Here is a 24,794-nt window from a genome sequence, read left to right as displayed (position 1 = left end):
TATTTTGGATGAAGTTAACGAGATAATAAAGAATATTAAGAATAAAAACATTGCTCCTATTTATTTTTTAATGGGGGAAGAGCCTTTTTATATAGACGTTATTGCAGACTATATTGAAGATAATGTATTGACTGAAGATGAGAAGGGGTTTAATCAAATGGTTTTGTATGGTAGAGATGTTTCTATACAAGAGATAATTTCCAATGCTAAACGCTTTCCTTTAATGGCAGAAAGACAGGTTGTGATTGTAAAAGAAGCACAAGACTTGGCTCGAACAATTGACCAGTTAGAAAGTTATGCTGTTAACTTGCAGCCTTCAACTGTATTGGTCTTTTGTTACAAGTATAAAACCTTAGACAAGAGAAAGAAAGTATACAAAGCGCTTGAGAACTCAGGTGTTTTATTTGATAGTAAAAAACTAAAGGAATATCAAATCGAGGGATGGATAAAGAAAGCACTTACTGCAAAAGGATATGCTATCGAGCCTAAAGCATCTACAATGTTGGTTGAGTTCTTAGGTACAGATCTCTCTAAAATCTCAAATGAACTTAATAAACTTGCCTTAATTCTTCCAAAAGGCAGTACAATTACTGATGATATTGTAGAGAAGAATATAGGAATAAGTAAAGACTTTAATAACTTTGAACTCATCAAAGCAATCGTGGAGAGAAATCAAGTTAAAGCTTATAAAATAGCTGATTACTTTGCTCAGAACCCTAAAAACAATCCAATTGTTTTAACTATGGGGTTAGTTTATGCTTATTTTTCTAAACTTTTACTGTATCATGGACTAAAGGATAAATCTCCTTCTAATGTTATGAAGCAACTAAAGGTGAGTCAATATGCGATAAAGGATTATGAGGCAGGGTTTAGGATTTATCCAATGAAAAGAGTAAGTGGAATGATTGGGCACTTGAAGGATATTGATTTAAAAAGTAAAGGAGTTGGAGCAAATGCTTTATCTCAGGGAGATTTACTTAAAGAAATGTTGGTTAAAATATTTAATTAAATATAGAAATTATGGCATATAAATTAGACAAGAACAAAATATTGGGTTATGCTACCTTGATCATGATCGCGATGGGAGCCCTTTTAATTTGTTTAGGCGCATTTAAGTATTCTGAAATTGCGGGATGGGGATTTACTGCCGTGGGTATTGGATTCCTTGCTATTGCATGGGTGTTTAATGCACTGAAAGGAAGAGTATAAGTTTGATAATAAAGAAGGGAAGCAATTGCTTCCCTTCTTTATTATCATACAATTACGAGTAAGGTTATACAGAAATACTGATTAATAGTCAGTATTTTTTGTTTCCTTTACTATTTTCCTGACTGTCTGTTTCTTAATCATTGCTACATTAGATTTCCAGTCTCTTTCCATTTTACAGAAAATCCATTCTTTATTGCAAATCATAGATGTTCAATGTTGTGTTGGCTTTTCAAATTCTATGAGGTATAGTGCTGCGGAGTGTATTTTGATGTGTATTCTACAATAGTTAATATAAATCCCTTCCAATAGCCTATATATTTGTAATTCTCTTTAATTTTGTTATATTATAATTCTGAGAAAGAGTAATTTATAAGATCATGTTATCACATAGGGGGAAAGGGAGAAGTTTTGGCCAAAATCTGCGTTTAGCGGTATTATTGTCTTTTGTAGGAGGAATTGTTAACGTTTGTGGATTTTTGGCATTAAAGTTAATGACAACCAACGTGACAGGCTATTTATCTAATTTTGCGCAAGAGTTCTTGTCTTTTAATAGAACAGCTATTTTGAAGTCTGTTTTGTTGTTGGTATCATTCTTTTTAGGTTCATTTATTTCTCACGTAATTCTTCAAGTACAAAAGTTGTTGTGGAACAAAGTATACTTCACTGTTCCTTTGATTCTTGAGGCAATTCTGTTAGGAGGAGTTGCTTATCTCGAAGGAGATATTCTTTCTCAATACCCTATGAAGATTGCTTATGTACTATTATTTGCCATGGGACTTCAGAATTCACTGGTGACATTTATTTCTAAGGCAGTAGTGAGAACTACACATATCACTGGAATAGTAACTGATTTAGGAATTGAAACAGCAAGATTGATTTTCTATAGTAAGAATACAGCCGTACGACGTGTATTGTTTTCTCATATCGGTTTAAAGGTTGCAATTGTCTTTTCTTTCGGATTAGGGGGGATTATTGCAGCCTATTGTTTTCAGTATTTACATCTGCGTACTTTGTATATTGGGATGGGAGTAATTTTACTGACTACAGTGTACGATTTTCTTATGGTAAAGATGATATTGGTATTAGAAGAAGGAAGGCATCTTGTGGATTGGAGTAAACGAGCTGTGATGAAAGATCACAGGCTTCACCGTATTTTAAGGAGAAGGCGATAACACTTGTTTTTTGGCCTTCTGTAAATCGCTAAGAAAAGGATAAAAAAAAATCTTGTAATTAATTTTACTCACATAAAAATTAATTACAAGATTCTGATGACCTTAGATTCCAATGTGTAATTCGTATTCATCGTCTGATTTATCTTCTAAATCATAAATAGAATTAGCTGGTGAAATAGCGCTACATGTAGAGCACACATAAGCATCAATTGATGGGTCATAGTAGTGATTTTCGTGATTGTTTTCACACGGTTCACTTTTTGCAAAAAGTAAATGTTCAGACATAATTGTGAGTTTTAAATTATGTATACAATATAGTGATAAAAAAGTGGCGAAACAAGAGGTTTAACTTGTGTTTTGTTTTAAATTTTTGTTAAAAACAACTCATAATGAAGTGATTATGTGTTTTGGAGTTGCTTTTTGTCAATGCTAAATAATCTTAATTGTAGCGAAGTGAGATTTGGACACTTTGGTTCGGGTAAAAAAAGTTTCTTAATCTCCTTAATTAATGCTATTTTTGGCTCATTCGCTATAGAGTGTTTATAGCTTAGTAATCAATAAATTCAATATATTTTACTTTATGTCAGACGATAAAAAGGTAATTTTTTCGATGTCGAAGGTGAGTAAAACTTACTCATCGACAAACAAGACTGTATTAAAAGATATTTATTTAAGCTTTTTCTACGGGGCTAAAATTGGTATTTTAGGTCTTAATGGTTCAGGTAAATCTTCCTTGTTAAAGATTATTGCTGGAGTAGATAAGAACTATCAGGGAGATGTGGTTTTCGCACCTGGGTATACCGTAGGGTATTTAGAGCAAGAGCCGCAGTTAGATGAAACAAAGACTGTGATTGAAATCGTGAGAGAAGGTGCAGCTGAGACTGTGGCTATCTTAGATGAGTTCAACAAGATTAATGATATGTTTGGTCTTCCAGAAGTGTATGAAGATGCTGATAAGATGCAGAAACTGATGGATAGACAGGCCGAGCTACAAGATAAGATTGATGCTGTAGGAGGATGGGAGTTAGATACTAAACTGGCTATTGCGATGGACGCTTTGCGTACACCTGAGCCTGATACGCCTATTAATATTCTTTCGGGAGGAGAGCGTCGTAGAGTAGCTCTATGTCGTTTATTGTTACAGAATCCAGATGTGTTGTTGTTAGATGAGCCAACCAACCACTTAGATGCAGAGTCAGTGCATTGGTTAGAGCAACACTTACAACAATATGCAGGTACAGTAATCGCTGTAACCCACGACCGTTATTTCTTAGACAATGTAGCTGGTTGGATTCTTGAATTAGATAGAGGAGAAGGTATTCCATGGAAAGGAAACTATTCATCTTGGTTAGATCAAAAAGCAAAGCGTTTAGAACAAGAGGAAAAAGTGGCTTCGAAACGCCGTAAGAACTTAGAGCGTGAGCTTGATTGGGTACGTCAGGGGGCTAAAGGTCGTCAGACAAAACAAAAAGCAAGGTTACAGAACTACGATAAGTTGTTAAACGAAGATCAAAAAGAACTTGAAGAGAAATTAGAGATTTACATACCTAATGGACCTCGTTTAGGAACAAATGTAATCGAAGCAAAAGGTGTAGCTAAAGCTTTTGGCGATAAGTTATTATATGATAATCTTAACTTTACTTTACCTCAAGCAGGTATTGTTGGTATTATCGGGCCAAATGGTGCTGGTAAGTCTACTATCTTCCGTATGATCATGGGAGAGCAACAGCCAGATGCTGGTACGTTTGCTATCGGAGATACGGTTAAAATTGCTTATGTAGACCAATCTCACTCTAATATAGACCCAGAGAAATCTATTTGGGAGAACTTCTGTGATGGTCAAGAGTTGATCATGATGGGAGGGCGTCAAGTAAACTCTCGTGCTTATTTGAGTAGATTTAACTTTGGTGGTTCTGATCAGAATAAAAAGGTAGCTACTTTATCAGGAGGGGAGCGCAACCGTCTTCACTTAGCTATGACGTTAAAAGAAGAAGGGAATGTACTGTTGCTGGATGAGCCTACGAATGATTTAGATGTTAATACATTGCGTGCTTTGGAGGAAGGTTTGGAGAATTTCGCAGGATGTGCTGTGGTTATTTCCCACGACCGTTGGTTCTTAGACCGTATTTGTACGCATATCTTAGCTTTTGAAGGAGATTCTCAAGTGTACTTCTTTGAAGGGTCTTTCTCTGACTACGAAGAGAATCGCAAGAAGCGCTTAGGAGATGTTGCTCCAACGCGTCTGAAGTATAAAAAATTAGTTCGCTAATCAAAATAGTTAAAGAGGGTGTCCCAAAAGGTCACCCTCTTTTGTATTATATAAAACGTTACTTTTCTCTTAGATTAAAAGTTCTTGCAATTAAAACGAGTTTTAGACTTATAATTTGTCATTTTTCGTTTATCAGTCTCTTTTTTAGGATGAAAATTGTTGTTTAAAGTCGATTTTTCTCTATTCTTAGTAAGTTTTCTTAAATTATGTGCAAGAGCCATCAGTCCAAATTCAATTTCGACCATTTCTAATCCTCTTAGAGTAAACCTAGTAAATTTGTTGTTGCTTTTTAGTTGTCCAAAAACAGCTTCTACTTCTACAGGTCTTTTACTTCTATGATATTTACCGCGTTCAGAGTTGAGTAATTCTCTAATATGTTGTTTTATTTGAACCAATCTATGATTCATAGAGACTGTTCTGTTTTCTGCTGCTTTATTACATAGCTCTTTTAACGAGCATTTCAAGCAGTTAGAAGCTTGATACAGATGTATTTTTGACGCAAAACCAGTGGTGGTGTATTTAGTACTACTTCCAATATTAGGTAGCTTTTCTCCATTTGGACATAAGATGTAATCAAACAATTTATTGTAGTAAAGATTGTGTTGTAGAAAAGGGTTGTTCTTCCAAGCTCTTTTCTGTTCCATATGAAAATAATTAAATTTCACATAGGGCGTTATTTCTCTTTCAAGTAAATACAGATAATTCTCTTCGCTACCATACCCAGCATCTGCTACAACTTCTTTACTTTGTTGTGCATAGGTTTGTTCAAAAGTCTCTAGATGATTGATTAAGGTAGTGGTGTCAGTTGATTTTTGTGCAATAGTATAATGTGTAATAAATTGATTTTCAGTACTTATTTGAGTATTGTAGGCAGGTTTAAGTTGCCCGTTTTTCATGTGATCTTCTTTCATTCGCATAAAAGTAGCATCTGGATCTGTTTTACTATAACTATTTCGAGTACCTAAAGTTTCTAGTTGTTGTTCGTATTTTTGCAAGCGAGGTAAATGCTCGTCTTCTAACTGTTTGAGCTGTTTAGCTGTAGGTTTGGGTAGGTCTGCCCTATGTTTATTTAACTGAGTCACTTTTTCTTTAAGCTCTAAACTATCAATATTTTTGGAACAGTGTTCTTTTGCGAGTTCACTTTGATCCTGTTTGATTTGACCCTCTATTTCTGTGAGAACATCTTGAATTTTTGTTTCTAATTTAGCCTTGTTTTTCTCCACTGAACCACGCCATACAAAGGTGTATCGGTTAGAGCTAGATTCAATTTTTGTTCCATCAATATATTGAACTTGTAAACTAACATATTGTAATTCTTGTAACAGACGAACCACATCTGCAAAAAGCTGATGGATTTGACCTTTCAATCGCTTAGCGCGAAAATAATTAATCGTGCGATGATCAGGCAAGCTATTACCAGATAACCACATAAAATAAATGTTCTCCGTCAAAGCCCGTTCAATCTTACGCGATGAATAAATATTATTGAAATAGGCGTAGAATAAGACTTTTATCATCATACGGGGATGATAACTGGTGGTCCCTCCTCCTTTGTATTGACTTAAAATAGAACTAATATCTAACTCATCAACAACAGCATTGATAAGACGAACAGGATGGTCTAGAGGAATTTTAGAAAAAATATCTTCAGGAAATAGACTCGGCGATTTTAAACTTTCAGATTTGAACATTATATTTGTCTTTCTTATTGTTTGGTTGCACCTTGAAGATAATTATTTTTGAGGACAAACAATGAAAAAACCCCGCCTTTTTTAGACGGGGTTTTGTTTTTTAGGCTTTTTAGACAGCCTCTTTTTTTAGCAAAAGCGATTTTTAAACGTGTACTTGCAATAGGGATTTATAAGGATGCAGTTTATTTATCTGCGTTAACATAAAAATAGAATACTAATGAATATAGATGTATTGCATATCAATGCCAAGTCAGCCGAGGGAGAACCGGCTATTTTTAACCCTGTAGTAGTTGGGTTTTCGGATGGTACTTCTTATCTGATAGACTGTGGATTTACGTATAATTTTTCAGAGTTCAAACAAGAGTTGAGAAACTTGGGGTTAATGATAGCGGATTTAAAGGGGATCATTATTTCGCATGATGATATAGACCATTTGGAAGGACTTCACTGTTTTAAGAAAGAATATATCGATTTAGAAGTGATAAGCAGTGTGGAAGAAGCAGATTCTGTTTCAGGAAGGGTTGATGCTGAGCGTTTAGTACAAGTTAGAGAGAGCTTGAATCACATTCCAGAAGAAATGAAACAATGGGTAAATAACTTTATTGTTGAATTAGAAGCAGTAAAGCGATTTGAGGTGACGAGTACCTTAGTAGATGGGCAGTTTTTTAAGGATACGCTACAGGTAATAGCAACTCCTGGACATACTAAAGGGCATCTTTCGTTCTTTGATATTGAAACACGTACATTAATTGCGTCTGATGCAATAGTAGTTGAAGACGGTGAGTTTAATATTGCAAACCCACAATTCACACTTGATTTACCAGCAGCTTTAGCTTCTGTTAGAAAATTGAAAGAATTAAATCCAGAGCGTATTATATGTTTTCACGGCGGTATGGTGGAAGAAGATATTGAAGGAAAATTAAGTAGGCTTATCGAAAAGTTTGAATAGCAATTAACAAAAAGAATAAAGGCGACTGATTTCAATCAGTCGCCTTTATTTTTATACTATTTCTTCTTATAAGAATGTGATGAATACATTTAAAATTAACGCGTTCAATATATCAATAAAGAAAGCTCCTACCATAGGTATAATTAAGAAAGCCTTATAGGAAGGTCCAAATCGATTCGTTACGGCTTGGATGTTTGCAACAGCAGTTGCAGTTGCTCCAAGTCCAAAACCACAATGACCAGCACTTAATACAATGGCGTCGTAATCTTTTCCCATGACTCTGTAGGTGATGTAGTAAGCAAATAACCACATCATTGTCACTTGGACTAATAGGATAAATAAAATAGGTAATGCTAAATCGATAATTAACCAAAGCTTTAGCGACATCAATGCACATGCAAGGAAAATAGAAAGGCCTACGTTACCTAATATATCAACAGGTTCATTGTTTATCTCTAATTTAAACATGTGTGCTAAAAGGTTGCGAATAATCACGCCAATAAACAAACACCAAACGAATGTAGGTAGCTTAAAGCTGTATTGAGCATTCCAGTCAGAAAGTGCATTTCCAAGAACTAAACAAACAGCGATAAGAGTTACGGTTAACATTACTGATCTATAGGTAACTTTCTCAGTAGGAAAGGCCTTGTCCGTCATTTCGTGTGTGTCTTCTCTGTGTCTAATTTCCTCAGGACTTAGTTCCTCTTTATTGTTTTTCTTTAATAATCTGTAAGCTAATGGACCTCCAATAGTTCCTCCGAAAATTAAACCAAAAGTAGCACATGCCATTCCAATTTCTTCAGCACCTAACAATGGTTTGCCACTTGCCATAAAATCTTTTGCCCAGCCAATTGCCGTTCCATGACCACCTGTAAGTGTAATAGAGCCAGCTATCAACCCGAATCGAGGATCTAAACCAAGTAATGTGGCTAAGGCTGTTCCTAAACCATTTTGAAAAATAATAAAAACAGCAGCTACAACTAAGAAGACGATTAAGGCTTTACCTCCTTTGATTAATTTTGCAAAGTCAGCATTTAAACCAATTGTAGCAAAGAACACGTACATCATAGATTCTTGAAGCTCTTTGTGGTAAGTAAATTCTATCTTGAAAATAGCAAAGATCGCCCAGCTAATTAAAGCAATTAAAAATCCCCCTACTACAGGCTCTGGAATATTATATTTAGTAAAAAAGTTTATTCTGTGTACGATAAAACGGCCTAAAAGTAAAACAAGACAGGCAAGCATTAAGGTTTCGTATATACCAAATTCCATAAAAAAGTAATTTATTATTGTGGATACAGACTATGTTTATATCAAAGACTGCTCCACAAATATAAATAAACAAGTTTCTAATCAAAGAAATAATAGGTGTATTTTACATAGTTGCTAAAAGTTTAGTATCTATAGTTACAAATTGGTAATAGATGAGAGTTTTGTTTGGTGGAATATGAGTGAGTAGAAGTCTATATAAAAAAAGTAATGAAAGTTTTTGTGATACGTGTTAAATAACTATTTTTGCGCATGCAACACAATGTACTTATTTTAGATTTTGGATCGCAATATACTCAGTTAATTGCGCGAAGAGTTCGAGAATTAAATATTTTCTGCGAAATCTTACCTTATAATGATTTACCAGCAGATTTAACAGAATATAAAGCTGTTATTTTATCTGGTAGTCCTTTCTCTGTACGCTCAGAAGAAGCGTTACATTCAGATTTGTCAAATATTAAAGGAAAAATGCCTTTATTAGCTGTTTGTTATGGAGCACAGTATTTAGCTCATTTCTTTGGTGGTGAAGTAGCACCTTCAGATACCCGAGAATATGGAAGAGCGAACTTGGACTTTATAGCAAATGATAGTTTCTTGAAGGATATTCCTCAGAATAGCCAGGTGTGGATGAGTCATAGTGATACAATTAAAGTATTACCTACCAATGCAGTTTTATTAGCAAGCACTAAAGATGTAAAAAATGCTGCTTATAAAATTGAAGGAGAGGATACTTATGCTATACAGTTTCATCCTGAAGTATACCACTCTACAGATGGAGCTCAGTTACTTAAAAATTTCTTAGTTGATATCGCAGGAGTTAAGCAAGACTTTACACCAAGTGCTTTTGTTGAAGAAACAATTGAAGACTTAAGAAATAAAGTAGGTAGCGAAAAGGTAGTTTTGGCATTGTCAGGAGGTGTAGACTCTACTGTAGCTGCTGTATTATTGAACAAAGCTATCGGAGAGAACTTATACTGTATCTTCGTAAATAATGGACTATTGCGTAAAAACGAGTTCCAAAATGTATTAAACCAATACAACGGAATGGGCTTGAACGTAAAAGGAGTAGATGCTACAGATAGGTTTATGGATGCATTAGCAGGATTAGATGATCCAGAGCAAAAGCGAAAAGCAATCGGTCGTGTATTTATCGAGGTATTTGATGATGAAGCTAAGTTGATAGAAGATGCTACTTTCTTAGGTCAAGGGACAATTTATCCAGACGTAATTGAGTCTATCTCTGTGAAAGGACCTTCTGCTACAATTAAATCACATCACAACGTAGGAGGGTTACCTGACTTTATGAAATTAAAGATTGTGGAGCCTCTTAGAATGTTGTTTAAAGATGAGGTTCGCAGAGTAGGAGCTTCATTAGGTATTGATCCTGAATTATTAGGAAGACACCCTTTCCCAGGTCCTGGATTAGCGATTCGTATTTTGGGAGATATAACGCAAGAAAAAGTTCGTTTATTGCAAGAAGTAGATGCTATCTTTATCAATGGACTAAAAGAGCATGGGTTATATGACAAAGTATGGCAAGCAGGAGCTATTCTTTTACCTGTTAATAGTGTAGGAGTGATGGGAGATGAACGTACTTATGAAAAAGTGGTAGCTCTTAGAGCTGTTGCTTCTACAGATGGTATGACAGCTGATTGGGTACATTTGCCTTATGAGTTTTTAATGGAGATTTCAAATAAAATTATCAATAAAGTTAAAGGGGTTAATAGAGTTGTATATGATATAAGCTCAAAACCACCTGCAACAATTGAATGGGAATAATTTAGATTATATCAATAAGTCGCTGTAACTTTGGTACAGCGACTTTTCGTTTATTTTAAAAAAAATTGCAAGATGAGAAAGAACTTTATCGCTGCATTAGCAGCATTTATGATATCATTTACTATGAGTGCACAAGACAGTTCATTTGTGCAATATAGAGTTGTAAAAGGTGATACTGTAAGTAAAATAGCCAGAGAATACAGTATTTCTGTAAAGGATATTTTAACTTATAATCCCGATGCAAAGAATGGTATCAAAGAAGGAGGTTTTATACTTATCCCAACCAAAGAATTTTTAAATAACGATAATCAGTCGTCAAAACTTATTGCTAATTCAACTTCAAAATCAACGCAAGATTATGAAGATAAAACGCATTATGTTCAACCTAAAGAGACATTGTACGGTATTAGCAAAATGTATAAAGTGACCGTAGATCAACTTTATCAGTGGAATCCAACTCTAAAACAGGAGGGACTGAAAGCTGAAAGTATTATTGTGGTTGGTCGTCAAAGACAGATTGCTCGTGCAAAAGATGTAACAGGTAGAGATAAGTCAACCCCTAATTACAACGGTAAGTTGATGTCATCTTCTGCTGATACGATTAAAGATATCTCTAATATTTATTACAAATACATCGATGTTGAACCACAGTCTACCTTATATGGTTTAGCTGTTTTATACAATACGACAATTCAACGCTTAATGGAGCTGAATCCAGAGTTAAAAGATGGCTTAAAAAGTGGTCAGAAGATCAAAGTACCTGCATTTGGATTTAAAGATGAGGTAATTGAGGTAACACCTATCGCGCCACAAGGAGGTGAAGTGCCAGAGTATATAACGATAAAAGTTAAACCAAAGCAAACGCTATACAGTATTTCTCGCGAATACGACTTATCTATTACAGAGCTTGTAGAATTGAATAAAGAATTATTGAGTTCTGGGTTGCAGGTAGGTATGGAGCTAAAGGTGCCAAATGTAGCAGGTATTGTTCAAGATGTGGAAGAAGAAGGTAAGGAGGATGTTGTCTTTGCTGGAGAGTTTGCAAATCTTGAAGAATCACTCTATGTTAAACAAAGTAAAGAGATTGCTTTGTTATTGCCTTTTAACATAAGTCGATTAGGTGAGAGTGTAGAGGGGAAATTGTCGTCTGATAATTTCTTGAATATGACGTTAGACTTTTATTTAGGTGCTAAGTTGGCTATTGAAAAAATAGAGGATTTAGGATTGCCTTTAACTGTAAATGTGTATGATTCAAATGAGAGTAAGAACTCATCTGCAATACTTGATTTAATTAAAGCAAAAAGCTTTGCTAATACAGATGTAATTATTGGGCCTTTCTTTCAGACTAATGTAGAGCAAACCGTTCAGAATTTACCTAATAAGGATATTGTCGTAGTTTCGCCTCTATCGAATGAAAAGTTAATTGCTTCTGATCAGTTAATTCAAACAATGCCTTATGCAGATGTATTGAAAAAAGAATTGTTGGATTATTTCATCAAACAGCCAGATGTGAAACTAACTGTTATTGTTGACCCAAAACGCACTTCTACCAAAGAATTTATGACTAAGTATTACAGTCATGTAAAAACGATTAATACAAGTGCATTGAATGATATTGACAAGACTTTAGTGTCAGGTAAGAACAATGTGTTTGTTTTAGATTCTGGAAGTATTGAATCAGCAAGTTTGTTGGTGAATAAATTGAAAAGACGAGTAAAAGATTTTAATATTCAGATTGCTACCCTTGACAAAGGTGAAGTGTTTGAGAATAGTGAAATTGATATCCAGAGTCTAATAGATTTAAAATATACTTATCCTTCTGTTACTCGCGATAGTAACAATTCGTTAGAGGAATCTAATTTTCAGAATCTCTATAAAGAAAAGTATAATGTACTGCCAAGTAGATTTGCGACAAGAGGGTATGATGTCATGTACGATGTGATTATGAGATCATTCCAAAAAGGTGGATTCAAAAGCACATTCAAGTATAAAACGCATGTAAACGAGAATAAGTTTGAATATAGTAAAAATCCAGAAGGAGGAATCCGCAATACGGGAGTTTATTTGTTGCAGTATACAGAAGACTTAACAGTTAAACAATTGCAATAAATGCTCGACAATCAAAAGTACTTAGTTGAACTTGCTCATGCTAAAATGCCCTTTGGTAAATATGAAGGGAAGTATTTAATCGATTTACCTGAATATTATATTGTGTGGTATCACAATAAGGGGTTTCCGAAAGGAAAGTTAGGAGAGCAAATGGCATTGATTTACGAGTTAAAGCTCAATGGTCTGGAGATGTTATTAAAAAATATCCGCAGTAACTATAAAAAATAAAGAACTACTTTTTAAGTAGTTTTTTTTATACTATCAAGACTGTCAAATAATTGCTGTGATAGTCTTATTTTAGTTTTAAAAAGGATTGATTTTTTTTAAATAATTAGTAATAATAAGGTGTTTTTTGCTTTTTTAGATTAATTATTTAGTTACACTTGTTTGATTTGTCAAATTGCTAAAAAACGACTTAAAAAACTACTTAGTTGTTATTTTATGATAGCACGAGTAATATGTTTGAAAGCTTTATAAACTAAAAAAGACAAGAATTAATTGTAAATTTGCACTGTAAAAATCGATTGATTATGATGAATATTCCTACTTCAAGCCAACCACGTGTGGTTATTATTGGTGGTGGTTTTGGAGGACTTTCGCTCGCTAAAAAATTGAAAAATAAGAATTTTCAAGTAGTCTTATTAGACAAGCACAATTATCATACTTTTCAACCGCTATTGTATCAAGTAGCAACAGGAGGTCTTGAGTCAGGATCTATTGCTTATCCAATACGAAAAGTGGTACAGAAGTTAGATGAAATTTATTTCCGATTAGCTGAAGTAGAACGCATTGATACAGTTAATAAGAAAGTGATTGCGGATATAGGAACAATATTTTATGACTATGTTGTAATTGCTACAGGTTCTAAAACTAACTTCTTTGGAAATGAGGAGATCAAGAACAATAGTATGGCGATGAAAACGATTCCTCAATCATTGAATATTCGCAGTTTAGTGTTGGAGAATTTTGAATCTGCTTTATTGACAAACGATATTAATGAGCAAAAAGCATTAATGAATTTTGTTATTGTTGGGGCTGGACCTACAGGTGTAGAGTTAGCTGGTGCATTAGCAGAGATGAAGAAACACGTCTTGCCTAAAGATTATCCTGATTTAGATTTTAGAAAAATGACTATTAACGTTATTCAAGGGGCAGGAAAAGTTTTGGATGCTATGTCAGATAAATCTTCTAAAGCTGCTGAGAAATTTTTAGATAAGTTAGGAGTGAATGTTTGGCTGAATGAGATAGTTGTCGGCTATGATGGAAAGACTGTCAAGACTAAATCTGGTAAAGAATTTCAAGCAGAAACAGTTATTTGGACAGCTGGGGTAATGGGAGCACCTGTAGAAGGATTTGATGCTACAGTTATCCAAAGAGGTAATCGTATCAAGGTTAATGAGTTTAATCAAGTAGAAGGTTTTACGGATGTATTTGCAATCGGTGATGTCGCTACAATGATGACAGAAAAAACACCAATGGGGCATCCGATGATGGCTCAACCTGCTATACAACAGGGTGATTTGTTAGCAAAGAACTTAGAGCGCTTGAAAGAGAAGAAACCGCTAAAGCCATTTGTGTATAATGATAAAGGGTCTATGGCTACAATAGGTAGAAATAAAGCTGTTGTAGATTTACCTAAATTTCACTTTAACGGGTTTTTTGCTTGGTTCGTGTGGATGTTTGTTCACTTGATGTCATTGATTGGATTTAGAAATAAATTGGTTGTATTCTGGAACTGGTTGTATAACTATTTAATGTTCGATAGACAAGCGAGGTTAATTGTCAGACCTTATAAGAAGAAAAATTCAGAGAGTTTTGACAATAATTTAGCTAAGTAAATAATATAAATAAGGATATCTAAACAATAGGTATCCTTTTTTTGTGCACATAATCTTGCTTACTACACTCAATTATTTTCTTATTAGCAGTTTTGCGAAGTCGGATATAGCTATTAAAAGTTGATGTCAATGGAATAACAGTGTTTTGATATGGATAGAGATGCGAAGTAGTCAATTGATAGTATCAATTGAAGTAGCAAAGTAACAAGCTGTAATTTAATGTCTATTTCAAGTACTGCTAAAGCTCAAAGATAAAGTTAGTCCTACATCAAGTGTTTCTTCTTTAGATCATAGTCAATTAGGAATCAGTACTATTTTGGTCGCACTTTCTTGAGGTATCCTTGCGGTTTGCTGGGGGTGTCCTTGCTAAAACACCCCTTGCGGGCAGTAAAACTGCAAGAAAGGTGCAAGAAAGACCTAACAAACCACTGTTTTATTTTGTGTTCAGTGGATTTACATTTAATGCGAAAGTTGTATCGTCAACAGGGATGAATGAAGTTTTATTGAAAATATCCTTCGGTAGCAGACAAGTTTATATATCGTCGAATAGCTATATAGTGGTATTAAGTGCTTGTTTTGCCATGCGATTTTTAGGTATAATCTATGGTGTTAGTATCCGAAATACAACTGCTTGTAGCGGATTGAAGATTTTGGTTGACTATAAGACTTGTAATATTGCATTGTGTATAGTATAAGGGACTATCTTACATTTAGATTGTCGATTCAGTGCGATGCTTCATTGTAGTCATAAGAATAGATGTCTATAAGGAAGTTGATTTTACTTCTGAATTATCAGTTTTATAAAGGGGTGTTTTTTTATCGTAGTTTATTAATAGTGCAAGAAATTTACTGTACGAACGCAGCCCTTCTTTTTGATTATTTGCTTTTAAGAATAGATGATAGAAGTTTTTGAAAATTTCGTCTGTAAAGTTTTTGTGTTGTTGCCAAAATACCGTATTCTCATTTACATTGACAAGTACACCAGAGGATATTCTCTGTACTATTGATTCGAAAGATGCACTGTTTGTTTTATGTAGTTCACTTAAACAAAATCTCAAAGCAAAGATATTTGCGGCATATTGGTAGATTAGCTCGTCTTGCTTGGAAGTAGCGAGAAATCCAATAAAGTTTGCATCAGATTCTCTTGCGTAGCCCATTTGGTGTGAGATTTCGTGTGATGCGGTTACAATCATGGTAAGCTTTGGTATTTTGTTGTTTACTTGAGCTTCAATAGTGAAAGGATTTATATATCCACCAAAACCAGCGTATGTCAATGGAATGCTGTATAGTGAAGAATTGATACTCGTATCATAGAAATCAAACAACTTTGTATCTATAGCTACTTTTTCCAATCCGTATTTAGAGTTTTCATATATTTCTTTGATGTCTTGGTTGTTAATTACTGCAACAGTACTGTCTTTTGTTATTTGCAACTGTTGTGCATTTACTGTGTTGATGATCTTATGGCTTAGTTTGATAAGGTCTTCTTCTGTATAGGTAATTGCAATATCGAGTTGATTTTGTAGGGGGATACGGTAATTATTTAACCCCCACATTAGATTGAAAGCGAGGTAGAAAATCACATAGCACTTAGTTGCCAAAAGAATAAATAAGTAAGCTTTATTTCTTATACTCGTGTTCGCTTTAATTGTTTTAATGATTTTAAGTAATAAGTAGATGCCTAAAACAAAATAAAGTAGATCTCCGATAGAAAAGGGGATTGCAGATGTCATTTTATTCAACAGCTTGCTGTAGGATAAGTAAAAACCTTCAGAATAGTATTTCTCGACAACTGCTGTATTTTGAGTGAAAAAGTAAAACACAATTTTACTGATGATATACAAGAGCACCCAAAAACTTAATTTTTTCATATTATTTGATATATTATAATTTAGAATAAATAAAAATAAATATATTTGTTCTATAAATCTGTAGTTAGATGAGTAAAGTTAAGAAAGGAGAGAATACAATCTTTATTTGTGAAGGAAAAAAATGTTGTAGGTATAATGAGGAAACGAAAAGTTGTTTCAAAGAGTTAATTGAGGAGAAAGGGTTAGAAGGAGGATATTCTATCTGTAAGATGAAGTGTCAGGGGATGTGTAAAAAAGCTCCTGTTGTGTATCTATCGGCTCATGATAAGTACAAAAAAGAGGTCTGTAAGAAAAAGGCCAAGAAAATATTTGAAAAATATATTGAGATTTAAATTTTCTTTTTCATCGTTAATAGAAGGCGAGCTTAGATTTTAAGCTTGCTTTTTTTGTTGATTGAATTGTCGGGGTATTCGCTAAAAAGAGAATATATATTTTTATATTTGTTTATTACTTCTGCTATGCTTTAAAATATTCAGGATTTGTAATCGTTATGATAAAATAAGTATTGCAGGAGCAATCAAAAAGGAAGTTGTTTTCATGATAAAGAAATATTTGTTATTAACTTCGTGTTTATTGACTCAGTTTTTAGTTTATGGTCAAAAGAAATACGAAGAATTAACTAAAGAAGATTATCTTAAAGATTTTGATGTGTTAGTTGATGTTATAAAACAACAACACCCCAATCCCTATCGTTTTATAAGTGAACAAGATTTTAATTCTTCAGTTAAAAAGTTGAGAAGTGAGTTAGAGAAAGACGCAAGTTATTCTAAATTTTTACTGTCAAACCCTTTACCGTTGATAAAAGATGCTCATTCTGGGTTAAGTACTGACTTAATGGTGTTTGAAGATTTTTCGAAAACGGCTACTTTTTTCCCTTTTAGCACAGTTGTTTTTAATGAGAAGGTATTTGTTAATCAGTTTAACAAGTATATTCCTGCCGGAGCAATTATCGAAAAGGTAAATGGCAAGTCAGCAAAAGAATTATTGGACAATATTAGAATAAGCTCTGATGGATTAATCGATGTGGTAAATGCCAAAGACTTTTCGCTTTATGTTTCATTAATGTACAATGGGATAGAGGAATATAGGATTGAATATAGAGAAAATCTGGAGGATGATGAGTTAAAGGAGATTACTGTAAATTCAGTTAACTACGCAAGGAGTTATTATAATTCACAGAAATCGATATTTCCCATTGATCTCATTAGCTATTCATACGGAATATTTGGTCAAGAGATTAATAGTGAAACTTATGTATTGACGATTAAAACATTTGGTTTTTCTGAGGAGTATGCCTATCATAAATTGAGTACTTTCTTTGAGCAATTACAATCCAAAGGTGTCAAGAATTTAATTATTGATATACGAGGTAATGGAGGTGGTTTACTCAGTAATATTCCGCTGTATTACTCTTTTATATCTAAGGATAAAATGTTTAAGAATACATACCGCTATGCAACTAAGGTTCTCGATATCAAAGTAAGAGAGAATTTAGTGGATAGCAATGGTCGTCAATTTTCTGAAATGGATATCAAGAACATGGATAACTTCATGTATCAACGTTATGATGAAGTAGAAGGGGAGGATTACTATTATGGAAATAATAGGTTAGATGAATCTTACGTGGAGAACTACCCTCGAGATAGAAAGGCCTTTGATGGTAAAGTGTATCTATTGATAGATAATAATACTGTTTCTGCTGCTACTTATTTTGCATCTTTGTTTAAGGAAAATGACAGGGGAGTGATAGTGGGGCAAGAAACGCGAACTTGTAGTAATTTTACAACTGCTTCTTGGTTTATCAACTATAAGTTGCCCAATACCCAAACAATAGTTGATTTGCCGCGTTCAGAAGTTTTCTTCAATGATAAAATTGAGAAAAGTAAAGGTTGTAGAGGTGTTATTCCTGATTATCAGATAACGGAAGATCAGTTTTACGAAGGATTGTTAGAAATGGAAGATCCAGAATTGAAATTCGTTTTGAAGTTAATTCAAAAGGAAAGTGAATTGATAGGAAGTGTAAAGAAATAATAAAAATAAAAGTTCGCTGTATAGTGAGCTTTTGTTTTTAATACTATTTTTGAGTTCTTTCCTGTTTAAGGAATATTAAAGTATTAGATGTATACTATATATTAATTTAGAAATCCCTAAATTTGAAGAAATATAATTTGAATAAGAACAACTAATAATATGAGTCAAGAAGTAAGAAATTTAGAACCAAAACAACTTTGGAATAAGTTTGCTGATCTTAATGCAGTACCTCGTCCTTCTAAGAAAGAAGAAAGAGTGATTGAGTTTATGATGAACTTTGGTAAAAGTTTAGGATTACCTACTATCAAAGATGAGGTAGGAAATGTGATCATCAAAAAACCTGCAACTGCAGGTATGGAGAATAGAAAGACAATTGTGATGCAATCGCATTTGGATATGGTTCACCAAAAAAATAACGATACTGTTTTTGATTTCGATACTCAAGGTATTGAAATGTATATAGATGAAGATTGGGTACGTGCAAAAGGAACTACTTTAGGAGCTGATAATGGTTTGGGAGTAGCAACTATTATGGCAATTTTAGAGAGTACAGATATTCCTCATCCTGCTATTGAAGCTTTATTTACGATAGATGAGGAGACTGGAATGACTGGTGCAAAAGGTTTAAAAGGAGGTTTGTTAGAAGGAGAGATTCTTTTGAATCTTGATACAGAAGAAGATGATGAAATTGATATCGGATGTGCTGGTGGTGTAGATGTAACAGCTTCAGCAGAATATGATGAAGAAGATACGCCGGAAGGGTCTGTAGGATATCGCATCACAGTTAAAGGTCTGAAAGGTGGACATTCAGGTATGGATATTCACAAAGGACTTGGTAATGCGAATAAGATTATGAACCGTTTGTTGTTCGATTCTTTTGACAATTTCGGACTGCAGATTTCGAAGATAAAAGGAGGAAGTTTGCGAAATGCTATTCCTCGTGAAAGTGTTGCAGATGTTATTATAGCAGGGGTTTACGATGAGGCTTTTGTATATGATATGAACCTTGTAGTAGATGAGATCAAAGCAGAACTTCACACAGTAGATCCTGATTTTACAGTTGAGTTCGAGAAGTTATCAGCAGAGGATATGCCTAAGAAAGTGATGCCTTCTATGGCGCAGTATTTCTTTGTGCGTTCTATGTATACTGCTCATAATGGTGTTTATAGAATGAGTCCTGATTTTGAAGGTTTAGTAGAGGCTTCAAATAATATTGCAAAAGTAGATTTAGCAGATGGGAAATTAGTAGTTAAATGCTTGACGAGATCTTCTGTAGAGTCTTCGAAATTAGATGTTGCTAATAGCTTAAGAGCTGCATTTGAGTTAATGGGATGTGAGGTAGAGTTTTCTGGGTCTTACCCAGGATGGAGCCCTAATCCAGATTCTGAAATACTTGACATCATGGTGGATATTTATGAGAAACAAAATGGAAGTAAGCCAGATGTTGTAGCGTGTCACGCAGGATTAGAATGTGGTATCTTGGGAACTCATTACCCGGAAATGGACATGATCTCTTTTGGTCCTACAATTAGAGGAGCTCACTCTCCTGTAGAAAGAGCGAGTATTTCTTCAGTACAGAAATATTGGAAATTTGTTTTAGAGATTCTAACTAAAATTCCTGAAAAGAAATAATATAGCAGAATAGTTATATAAAAAGGAACTTCATTTATGAAGTTCCTTTTTTTGTTTTATAGGTAAATTAACGTAATATCTTGGTTATCTATATTTATTTTTGTTAAAAATGCCAATAGGTTACTTATCTTTGCGCTTTAAAGTTATGATTAGGTATGAAAAATATTTTGGGAAAATTATTTGGGGTGTTTGTCCTGTTAAGTGTTGTAAACTCGATTGGACAAGAAGTTAAATTGCCGTTTATATTATCCAAAGACGACACTTCTATATTTTTAAAATTGCCCTTTGACAATCAAATTGATAGTTTGTTGTTTTTCTTTGATACAGGTGCGGGAATTGCCATGGTAGATTCAACTGTTGCTCGCGAAAGGGGATTTGAAATTAATAGTAGTATTAATGTAAGTGGAGCTGGAGGAAAGAAAAGTTATGATATGATGAAGGGAAGGGGTATCAGTTACAGTTAGGTAACAATGTCGCTATAGATAATGTGTCTATTGTTCTTGATGATCTTTCGAGGTTAACAGCACTGTATGAAAAGAAATTTGACGGAATTATTGGGGCTACTATTTTAGATAGGTATCTAACTAAAATTGACTTTGGTACGCAGACGATGAGTTTATATGAATTTGGTACCGCTTTAGACTATAGCGCTTATCAGAAATTACCTATTGAATTTTACGGTGGGAATATACCTAAACTACCCATTGTTTTCGAACTTTCAAATGGAGATAAATTTGAAGGTGATATTCTATTTGACAGTGGGGCAGGAGTGACACTTATCGTGAATAGACCTTATAAAGAACAACATCAGCTGTATGACAAGTTAGAACAGAAGATTACTTATACAGGTAACAATCTTAGTAATAAGACATTTTACGAGAAAGGAATAATTAAGAATATCCAATTAGGAGATTATAAAATAGAAAAAAGCGATATGGCAATTTCCTTATCGTCAGATGAAGCAGGTGTAAGTGCTGCAGAGGGAATCGTCGGTATAATGGGGAGTGAGATTATCCACAGGTTTGACTTGATTCTCGACTATAATTCTAAGGTGATTTACATCAAGCCAAATCAGTTGTTTAGTAAGGAGTTTAAGCCATTGATAAACCCAATCTCTTTTAAATATAGTAGCGATAGAAGTCAAATTATGATTGCCAGTATTATAGAGACTACTGATGCCTATAAAAAGGGGTTAAGAGAAGGGGATATAATATTAGCCATTGATGGTTTTACTTCGAATGATTTTTCGGATTACGAAAAGATATTGAGAAAAGAGAACACAAAGGTGAAGGTTAAATACATCGATTCAAATGGAAAAGTAAAGACAGTTAAGCTTTCTTTGACAAGAATACTTTAATAGCCTTTACAATAGATAAAGGTGAGTTTTTTAGCTCTATTCCTTTATAAATTTTGTCTAATAGAAAAAATTAATGTTTAATTAAGAATTAAATGTACTGATTTTAGTATTTTAGACGTTATAAAAATTAAAACTCAGTTAAAATGAAAAAATCACTTCTTGCTATAGCATTAGTAGCAGCTTTTGCTACTTCATGTGGAGAGAAAAAACAAGACACAAAAGACGTTCAAGATAATGCTAAAACAGAACAAGTAGCTGAAGCTAACTATACGTATGGATTAGAATGGACAGCATTTAAAACACCAGGTAAAGTTGGAGTAAAAGGGCAGTTCAAAGACATTAAGTTAATTGATGCAAACGCAAGTGCTGCTACTGTTACAGAGGGATTAAGCGATGCAAAATTCGTAGTTGTAACATCGTCTGTTTTTACTAATGACGCAGGTAGAGATGAGAAGTTGAAAATGGAGTTCTTTGCAAAAATGCTTGGAAATATCAATGGTTATTTTGGAGAGTTTAAAGATGGTAAGGTTGTTGTAAATATTACAATGAACGGTATCAGCAAAGAGAAAGAATTCTCTTATGAGGAGAAAGATGGTGTGTTGAAACTAAACGGAGCTATTGATATTTTAGCTGATTTCTCTGCAAATACAGCATTTGACAGTTTACATGAAGCATGTAAAGATCTACATGAAGGTAAGACATGGTCTGATGTTGAGCTTTCTATAGAGATTAAAAAATAATTTTACATATATTTGGTAAAAAGCGAGAGGGATAGTGAATTATCCCTCTTTTTTTTTAACTTTGCATTCCAAATTAATTATCTGTATTTTAAAGATATGATAGATAGATTACAAATTATAAAGCAACGTTTTGATGAGGTTTCTGATTTGATTATTCAACCAGATGTAATTGCTGATCAAAAACGTTACGTGCAACTAAATAAGGAATATAAAGATTTAAAACAGCTTGTGGAAAAACGAGCTGAGTATTTAACTCTGAAAGGAAATATTGATGAAGCTAATGAGATCATTGCAGACGGAAGTGATGCGGAGATGGTTGATATGGCAAAAATGCAACTGGAAGAGGCAAAAGAAAGATTACCTGAATTAGAAGAGGAGATTAAGTTTTTATTGATACCTAAAGATCCTGAGGATGCTAAGAACGTAATGGTTGAGGTGAGAGCAGGTACGGGAGGTGATGAAGCGAGTATCTTTGCAGGAGATTTATTTAGAATGTACACTAAATATTGTGAATCAAGAGGGTGGAGAACATCTGTAGTTGATGTAAACGAAGGAACTTCAGGAGGATACAAAGAGGTGATTTTTGAGGTAACAGGAGAAGATGTTTATGGAACCTTAAAATTTGAAGCAGGTGTACACCGAGTTCAGCGTGTTCCTCAAACAGAGACTCAAGGACGTGTTCATACATCTGCAGCAACTGTTATGGTACTGCCAGAAGCAGAAGAATTTGATGTTCAAATTGACATGAATGATGTCCGTATTGATTTATTCTGTTCATCAGGACCTGGAGGACAGTCTGTAAATACAACTAAATCAGCTGTGCGTATGACGCACATCCCAACAGGTTTGGTTGCTCAATGTCAGGATGAAAAATCACAACATAAGAACAAGGACAAAGCTTTATCTGTATTGCGTTCTCGTTTATATGAAATGGAGTTAGCGAAGAAACAAGAGGAAGATGCTAAAAAGCGTAACTCTCAAGTAAGTAGTGGAGATAGATCTGCTAAGATTCGCACCTATAATTACCCACAAGGTCGTGTGACTGATCATAGAATTGGATTGACACTTTATGATCTTGACGGTGTAATGAACGGAAACATTCAAAAAATCATTGATGAACTACAATTAGTTAGCAATACTGAAAAGCTGAAAGAAAGCGATGTATTCTAATTTAAGTTTATGATATTTCAAAACCACACTTACCTTTGTAGAGTGTGGTTTTTTTTAAACTATACTTTTATAATGACAACACAACAATTACTTGAGCAAATAAAAAAGAAGAATTCTTTTTTATGTATTGGTTTAGATGTAGATATGACTAAAATTCCTTCTTTCTTGTTGAAAGAGGAAGATCCTATCTTTAGCTTTAATAAAGCTATAATTGATGCAACACACGATGTTGCCGTTGCCTATAAACCTAATATTGCCTTCTATGAGGCGTATGGTATTAAAGGATGGGAATCACTAAAGAAAACAATCGATTATATTAATCAAAATTACCCAGAGCTGTACACTATTGCAGATGCGAAAAGGGGAGACATTGGAAATACTGCCACTATGTATGCAAAAGCCTTTTTTGAAGATATGGAGTTTGACAGTGTTACAGTAGCTCCTTATATGGGTAAGGATTCTGTTGAGCCATTTCTAACTTTTGAGAATAAGCATACTATTTTATTAGCTTTGACTTCTAATGAAGGTGCTTTTGATTTTCAAACTCAACTTATCGAAGGTAAACCACTTTATCAAAAAGTAATAGAGAAATCACAGACTTATAACAATGCGGATAATCTGATGTATGTTGTGGGAGCTACAAAGGCGGAGTATTTTAAAGAAATCAGAAATATAGTACCTCATAGCTTTTTATTAGTACCTGGAGTGGGGGCACAAGGTGGAAGTTTGCAAGATGTGTGTCAATATGGGTTAAATGATCAGGTTGGTTTGTTAATAAATTCCTCAAGAGGGATTATCTTTGCATCTAATAAAGAAGATTTTGCAGAGAAAGCGCGTGAACAAGCGTTGCTATTGCAAAGAGAAATGAGTGATATTTTAAAAGAAAGGTTATGATTGCAATGAAAGATCAGGTTGGACAGGAACATCGTTTTGAAACACTTCCAAAACGCATTGTTTCGTTGGTTCCTTCACAAACGGAAACATTATTTGACTTAGGTTTAGAAGATGAAATAGTTGGTATTACAAAGTTTTGTGTACATCCATATCACCTAAAGGCTACTAAGACAAAAGTAGGGGGTACGAAGAAAGTACACCTTGAGAAAATAAAGTTGTTACAGCCTGATATCATTATAGCAAATAAAGAAGAGAATACACTTGAAATAGTTGAGAGCTTGAAGGGGATTTGTCCTGTATGGGTAACCGATGTGGTTACTTTGGACGATAATATCCAAATGATTGAAGACTTTGGGAATCTATTTAATAAAAGAACGGAGGCGAGAAAATGGATTGATAAATTAAATTTCGCTCAGAGGGATTTTATGGATTTTGTAAAGGATAAGAATTCTTATAAGGCGGCTTATTTTATTTGGAGAGAGCCTTTTATGGTTGCTGGACGAGATACGTTTATAAACGAGTTATTAAAGTTGAATAAGTTTGTGAATGTATATGAGAATAGGGAAGAAAGGTATCCTGAAATAGAATTAAAAAAGATACGAATTCAAGGAGATCCCGAAGTAGTGTTTTTGTCATCAGAACCTTTTCCTTTTACAGAAGAACATGCTTTTGAAATAGGTAGGTTTACTCATCATGGAAAAACTGTCTTTGTCGATGGTGAAATGTTCTCATGGTATGGCACACATTTGTATAAAGCATTTGATTACTTCAAACAAATACACGAAAGGTTGTCGTGATAATAAAAAATAAAAAC

General features: G+C 34.0%; 23 protein-coding genes. 19 read left to right on the top strand and 4 right to left on the bottom strand.

From position 1 onward, the window contains the following. Window positions 1-4: 4 nt before the first annotated feature. From holA to NWE55_RS16450, 3 genes are all read left to right on the top strand, one after another. Entirely contained in the window at window positions 5-1,009 is a 1,005-nt protein-coding gene (holA, locus tag NWE55_RS16460; RefSeq protein ID WP_155092427.1) for a DNA polymerase III subunit delta, read from the top strand. 11 nt (window positions 1,010-1,020) lie between these two features. Then, window positions 1,021-1,209: a CAL67264 family membrane protein gene (locus tag NWE55_RS16455; RefSeq protein ID WP_155092428.1), complete on the top strand. Its 189-nt coding sequence runs from the start codon at window positions 1,021-1,023 to the stop codon at window positions 1,207-1,209. A 377-nt stretch (window positions 1,210-1,586) separates the two neighbouring features. Continuing rightward, the gene (locus tag NWE55_RS16450) at window positions 1,587-2,381 is read left to right on the top strand and encodes a YoaK family protein (RefSeq protein WP_155092429.1); all 795 of its coding nucleotides are present in this window, start codon (window positions 1,587-1,589) and stop codon (window positions 2,379-2,381) included. A gap of 102 nt (window positions 2,382-2,483) precedes the next feature. Here the strand turns inward: NWE55_RS16450 and NWE55_RS16445 are convergent, their stop codons facing one another. Beyond that, window positions 2,484-2,666, bottom strand: coding sequence for a hypothetical protein (locus NWE55_RS16445; protein ID WP_160339923.1), 183 nt, complete (start codon window positions 2,664-2,666; stop codon window positions 2,484-2,486). A 295-nt stretch (window positions 2,667-2,961) separates the two neighbouring features. On the opposite strand from NWE55_RS16445, the gene ettA reads away from it, so the two are divergent. Continuing rightward, the gene (gene ettA / locus NWE55_RS16440; protein ID WP_155092431.1) at window positions 2,962-4,650 is read left to right on the top strand and encodes an energy-dependent translational throttle protein EttA; all 1,689 of its coding nucleotides are present in this window, start codon (window positions 2,962-2,964) and stop codon (window positions 4,648-4,650) included. 74 nt (window positions 4,651-4,724) lie between these two features. On the opposite strand, the gene NWE55_RS16435 is transcribed toward ettA, so the two are convergent. Then, complete coding sequence (locus NWE55_RS16435) at window positions 4,725-6,341, bottom strand: IS1182 family transposase (RefSeq protein WP_258204053.1); 1,617 nt, start codon at window positions 6,339-6,341, stop codon at window positions 4,725-4,727. 217 nt (window positions 6,342-6,558) lie between these two features. Between NWE55_RS16435 and NWE55_RS16430 the strand changes: the two genes are divergently transcribed. Further along, entirely contained in the window at window positions 6,559-7,290 is a 732-nt protein-coding gene (locus NWE55_RS16430) for an MBL fold metallo-hydrolase (protein ID WP_155092432.1), read from the top strand. Between the two features lie 66 nt (window positions 7,291-7,356). On the opposite strand, the gene gltS is transcribed toward NWE55_RS16430, so the two are convergent. Then, entirely contained in the window at window positions 7,357-8,562 is a 1,206-nt protein-coding gene (gene gltS, locus NWE55_RS16425; RefSeq protein WP_155092433.1) for a sodium/glutamate symporter, read from the bottom strand. Between the two features lie 249 nt (window positions 8,563-8,811). Here gltS and guaA point away from each other — a divergent pair, with 249 nt between their 5' ends. The 5 genes from guaA to NWE55_RS16400 all read left to right on the top strand — a co-directional run bounded on the left by guaA (window position 8,812) and on the right by NWE55_RS16400 (window position 14,980). Further along, entirely contained in the window at window positions 8,812-10,338 is a 1,527-nt protein-coding gene (gene guaA, locus NWE55_RS16420; protein ID WP_258204427.1) for a glutamine-hydrolyzing GMP synthase, read from the top strand. A gap of 72 nt (window positions 10,339-10,410) precedes the next feature. Next, on the top strand, window positions 10,411-12,447 hold the full coding sequence (locus NWE55_RS16415; protein ID WP_155092435.1) for a LysM peptidoglycan-binding domain-containing protein: 2,037 nt from the start codon (window positions 10,411-10,413) through the stop codon (window positions 12,445-12,447). Then, window positions 12,448-12,675 carry a DUF3820 family protein gene (locus NWE55_RS16410; protein WP_155092436.1) on the top strand — a complete coding sequence of 76 codons (228 nt, stop codon included), beginning with the start codon at window positions 12,448-12,450 and terminating at the stop codon, window positions 12,673-12,675. Window positions 12,676-12,977: 302 nt separating this feature from the next. Beyond that, window positions 12,978-14,285, top strand: coding sequence for an NAD(P)/FAD-dependent oxidoreductase (locus NWE55_RS16405; protein ID WP_155092437.1), 1,308 nt, complete (start codon window positions 12,978-12,980; stop codon window positions 14,283-14,285). Between the two features lie 404 nt (window positions 14,286-14,689). Beyond that, on the top strand, window positions 14,690-14,980 hold the full coding sequence (locus NWE55_RS16400; RefSeq protein ID WP_155092438.1) for a hypothetical protein: 291 nt from the start codon (window positions 14,690-14,692) through the stop codon (window positions 14,978-14,980). A gap of 66 nt (window positions 14,981-15,046) precedes the next feature. On the opposite strand, the gene NWE55_RS16395 is transcribed toward NWE55_RS16400, so the two are convergent. Further along, the gene (locus tag NWE55_RS16395) at window positions 15,047-16,156 is read right to left on the bottom strand and encodes a DUF3810 domain-containing protein (protein WP_155092439.1); all 1,110 of its coding nucleotides are present in this window, start codon (window positions 16,154-16,156) and stop codon (window positions 15,047-15,049) included. 68 nt (window positions 16,157-16,224) lie between these two features. Between NWE55_RS16395 and NWE55_RS16390 the strand changes: the two genes are divergently transcribed. The 9 genes from NWE55_RS16390 (at window position 16,225) to NWE55_RS16350 (ending at window position 24,777) form a co-directional block, all read left to right on the top strand. Continuing rightward, a complete protein-coding gene (locus NWE55_RS16390; RefSeq protein ID WP_155092440.1) occupies window positions 16,225-16,488 on the top strand; it encodes a (2Fe-2S) ferredoxin domain-containing protein in 264 nt (87 codons plus the stop codon). Window positions 16,489-16,693: 205 nt separating this feature from the next. Beyond that, on the top strand, window positions 16,694-18,187 hold the full coding sequence (locus tag NWE55_RS16385) for a S41 family peptidase (RefSeq protein ID WP_155092441.1): 1,494 nt from the start codon (window positions 16,694-16,696) through the stop codon (window positions 18,185-18,187). A gap of 159 nt (window positions 18,188-18,346) precedes the next feature. Continuing rightward, on the top strand, window positions 18,347-19,819 hold the full coding sequence (locus tag NWE55_RS16380) for an aminoacyl-histidine dipeptidase (RefSeq protein WP_155092442.1): 1,473 nt from the start codon (window positions 18,347-18,349) through the stop codon (window positions 19,817-19,819). A gap of 155 nt (window positions 19,820-19,974) precedes the next feature. Beyond that, on the top strand, window positions 19,975-20,283 hold the full coding sequence (locus NWE55_RS16375; RefSeq protein WP_258204426.1) for a hypothetical protein: 309 nt from the start codon (window positions 19,975-19,977) through the stop codon (window positions 20,281-20,283). Between the two features lie 23 nt (window positions 20,284-20,306). Beyond that, a complete protein-coding gene (locus NWE55_RS16370) occupies window positions 20,307-21,176 on the top strand; it encodes a PDZ domain-containing protein (RefSeq protein WP_258204425.1) in 870 nt (289 codons plus the stop codon). 143 nt (window positions 21,177-21,319) lie between these two features. Continuing rightward, on the top strand, window positions 21,320-21,916 hold the full coding sequence (locus tag NWE55_RS16365) for a YceI family protein (protein ID WP_155092444.1): 597 nt from the start codon (window positions 21,320-21,322) through the stop codon (window positions 21,914-21,916). Between the two features lie 96 nt (window positions 21,917-22,012). Next, entirely contained in the window at window positions 22,013-23,086 is a 1,074-nt protein-coding gene (gene prfA, locus NWE55_RS16360; protein ID WP_155092445.1) for a peptide chain release factor 1, read from the top strand. Window positions 23,087-23,158: 72 nt separating this feature from the next. Beyond that, window positions 23,159-23,980, top strand: a complete 822-nt coding sequence (pyrF, locus tag NWE55_RS16355) for an orotidine-5'-phosphate decarboxylase (RefSeq protein ID WP_155092446.1) — start codon at window positions 23,159-23,161, stop codon at window positions 23,978-23,980. Beyond that, window positions 23,977-24,777, top strand: coding sequence for an ABC transporter substrate-binding protein (locus NWE55_RS16350; protein WP_155092447.1), 801 nt, complete (start codon window positions 23,977-23,979; stop codon window positions 24,775-24,777). The genes pyrF and NWE55_RS16350 overlap by 4 nt, the downstream gene beginning before the upstream one ends. Window positions 24,778-24,794: the final 17 nt, after the last annotated feature.

The sequence above is a fragment of the Myroides albus genome (assembly GCF_024722315.1).
Taxonomy (GTDB): Bacteria; Bacteroidota; Bacteroidia; order Flavobacteriales; family Flavobacteriaceae; genus Flavobacterium; species Flavobacterium album_A.
Note: the sequence above shows the minus strand (reverse complement) of the source record. Positions and strands in the feature narration are given on the sequence as shown.

What these genes read in the sequence shown, in the direction of transcription:
- ettA (WP_155092431.1), top strand. Translation starts at nt 2,962, where the DNA reads ATGTCAGACGATAAAAAGGTAATTTTTTCGATGTCGAAGGTGAGTAAA.
- pyrF (WP_155092446.1), top strand. Translation starts at nt 23,159, where the DNA reads ATGACAACACAACAATTACTTGAGCAAATAAAAAAGAAGAATTCTTTT.
- NWE55_RS16450 (WP_155092429.1), top strand. Translation starts at nt 1,587, where the DNA reads ATGTTATCACATAGGGGGAAAGGGAGAAGTTTTGGCCAAAATCTGCGT.
- gltS (WP_155092433.1), bottom strand. Translation starts at nt 8,562, where the DNA reads ATGGAATTTGGTATATACGAAACCTTAATGCTTGCCTGTCTTGTTTTA.
- guaA (WP_258204427.1), top strand. Translation starts at nt 8,812, where the DNA reads ATGCAACACAATGTACTTATTTTAGATTTTGGATCGCAATATACTCAG.
- NWE55_RS16410 (WP_155092436.1), top strand. Translation starts at nt 12,448, where the DNA reads ATGCTCGACAATCAAAAGTACTTAGTTGAACTTGCTCATGCTAAAATG.
- NWE55_RS16385 (WP_155092441.1), top strand. Translation starts at nt 16,694, where the DNA reads ATGATAAAGAAATATTTGTTATTAACTTCGTGTTTATTGACTCAGTTT.
- NWE55_RS16380 (WP_155092442.1), top strand. Translation starts at nt 18,347, where the DNA reads ATGAGTCAAGAAGTAAGAAATTTAGAACCAAAACAACTTTGGAATAAG.
- NWE55_RS16405 (WP_155092437.1), top strand. Translation starts at nt 12,978, where the DNA reads ATGATGAATATTCCTACTTCAAGCCAACCACGTGTGGTTATTATTGGT.
- NWE55_RS16395 (WP_155092439.1), bottom strand. Translation starts at nt 16,156, where the DNA reads ATGAAAAAATTAAGTTTTTGGGTGCTCTTGTATATCATCAGTAAAATT.
- NWE55_RS16350 (WP_155092447.1), top strand. Translation starts at nt 23,977, where the DNA reads ATGATTGCAATGAAAGATCAGGTTGGACAGGAACATCGTTTTGAAACA.
- NWE55_RS16365 (WP_155092444.1), top strand. Translation starts at nt 21,320, where the DNA reads ATGAAAAAATCACTTCTTGCTATAGCATTAGTAGCAGCTTTTGCTACT.
- NWE55_RS16375 (WP_258204426.1), top strand. Translation starts at nt 19,975, where the DNA reads ATGAAAAATATTTTGGGAAAATTATTTGGGGTGTTTGTCCTGTTAAGT.
- NWE55_RS16430 (WP_155092432.1), top strand. Translation starts at nt 6,559, where the DNA reads ATGAATATAGATGTATTGCATATCAATGCCAAGTCAGCCGAGGGAGAA.
- NWE55_RS16390 (WP_155092440.1), top strand. Translation starts at nt 16,225, where the DNA reads ATGAGTAAAGTTAAGAAAGGAGAGAATACAATCTTTATTTGTGAAGGA.
- prfA (WP_155092445.1), top strand. Translation starts at nt 22,013, where the DNA reads ATGATAGATAGATTACAAATTATAAAGCAACGTTTTGATGAGGTTTCT.
- NWE55_RS16445 (WP_160339923.1), bottom strand. Translation starts at nt 2,666, where the DNA reads ATGTCTGAACATTTACTTTTTGCAAAAAGTGAACCGTGTGAAAACAAT.
- NWE55_RS16415 (WP_155092435.1), top strand. Translation starts at nt 10,411, where the DNA reads ATGAGAAAGAACTTTATCGCTGCATTAGCAGCATTTATGATATCATTT.
- NWE55_RS16435 (WP_258204053.1), bottom strand. Translation starts at nt 6,341, where the DNA reads ATGTTCAAATCTGAAAGTTTAAAATCGCCGAGTCTATTTCCTGAAGAT.
- NWE55_RS16455 (WP_155092428.1), top strand. Translation starts at nt 1,021, where the DNA reads ATGGCATATAAATTAGACAAGAACAAAATATTGGGTTATGCTACCTTG.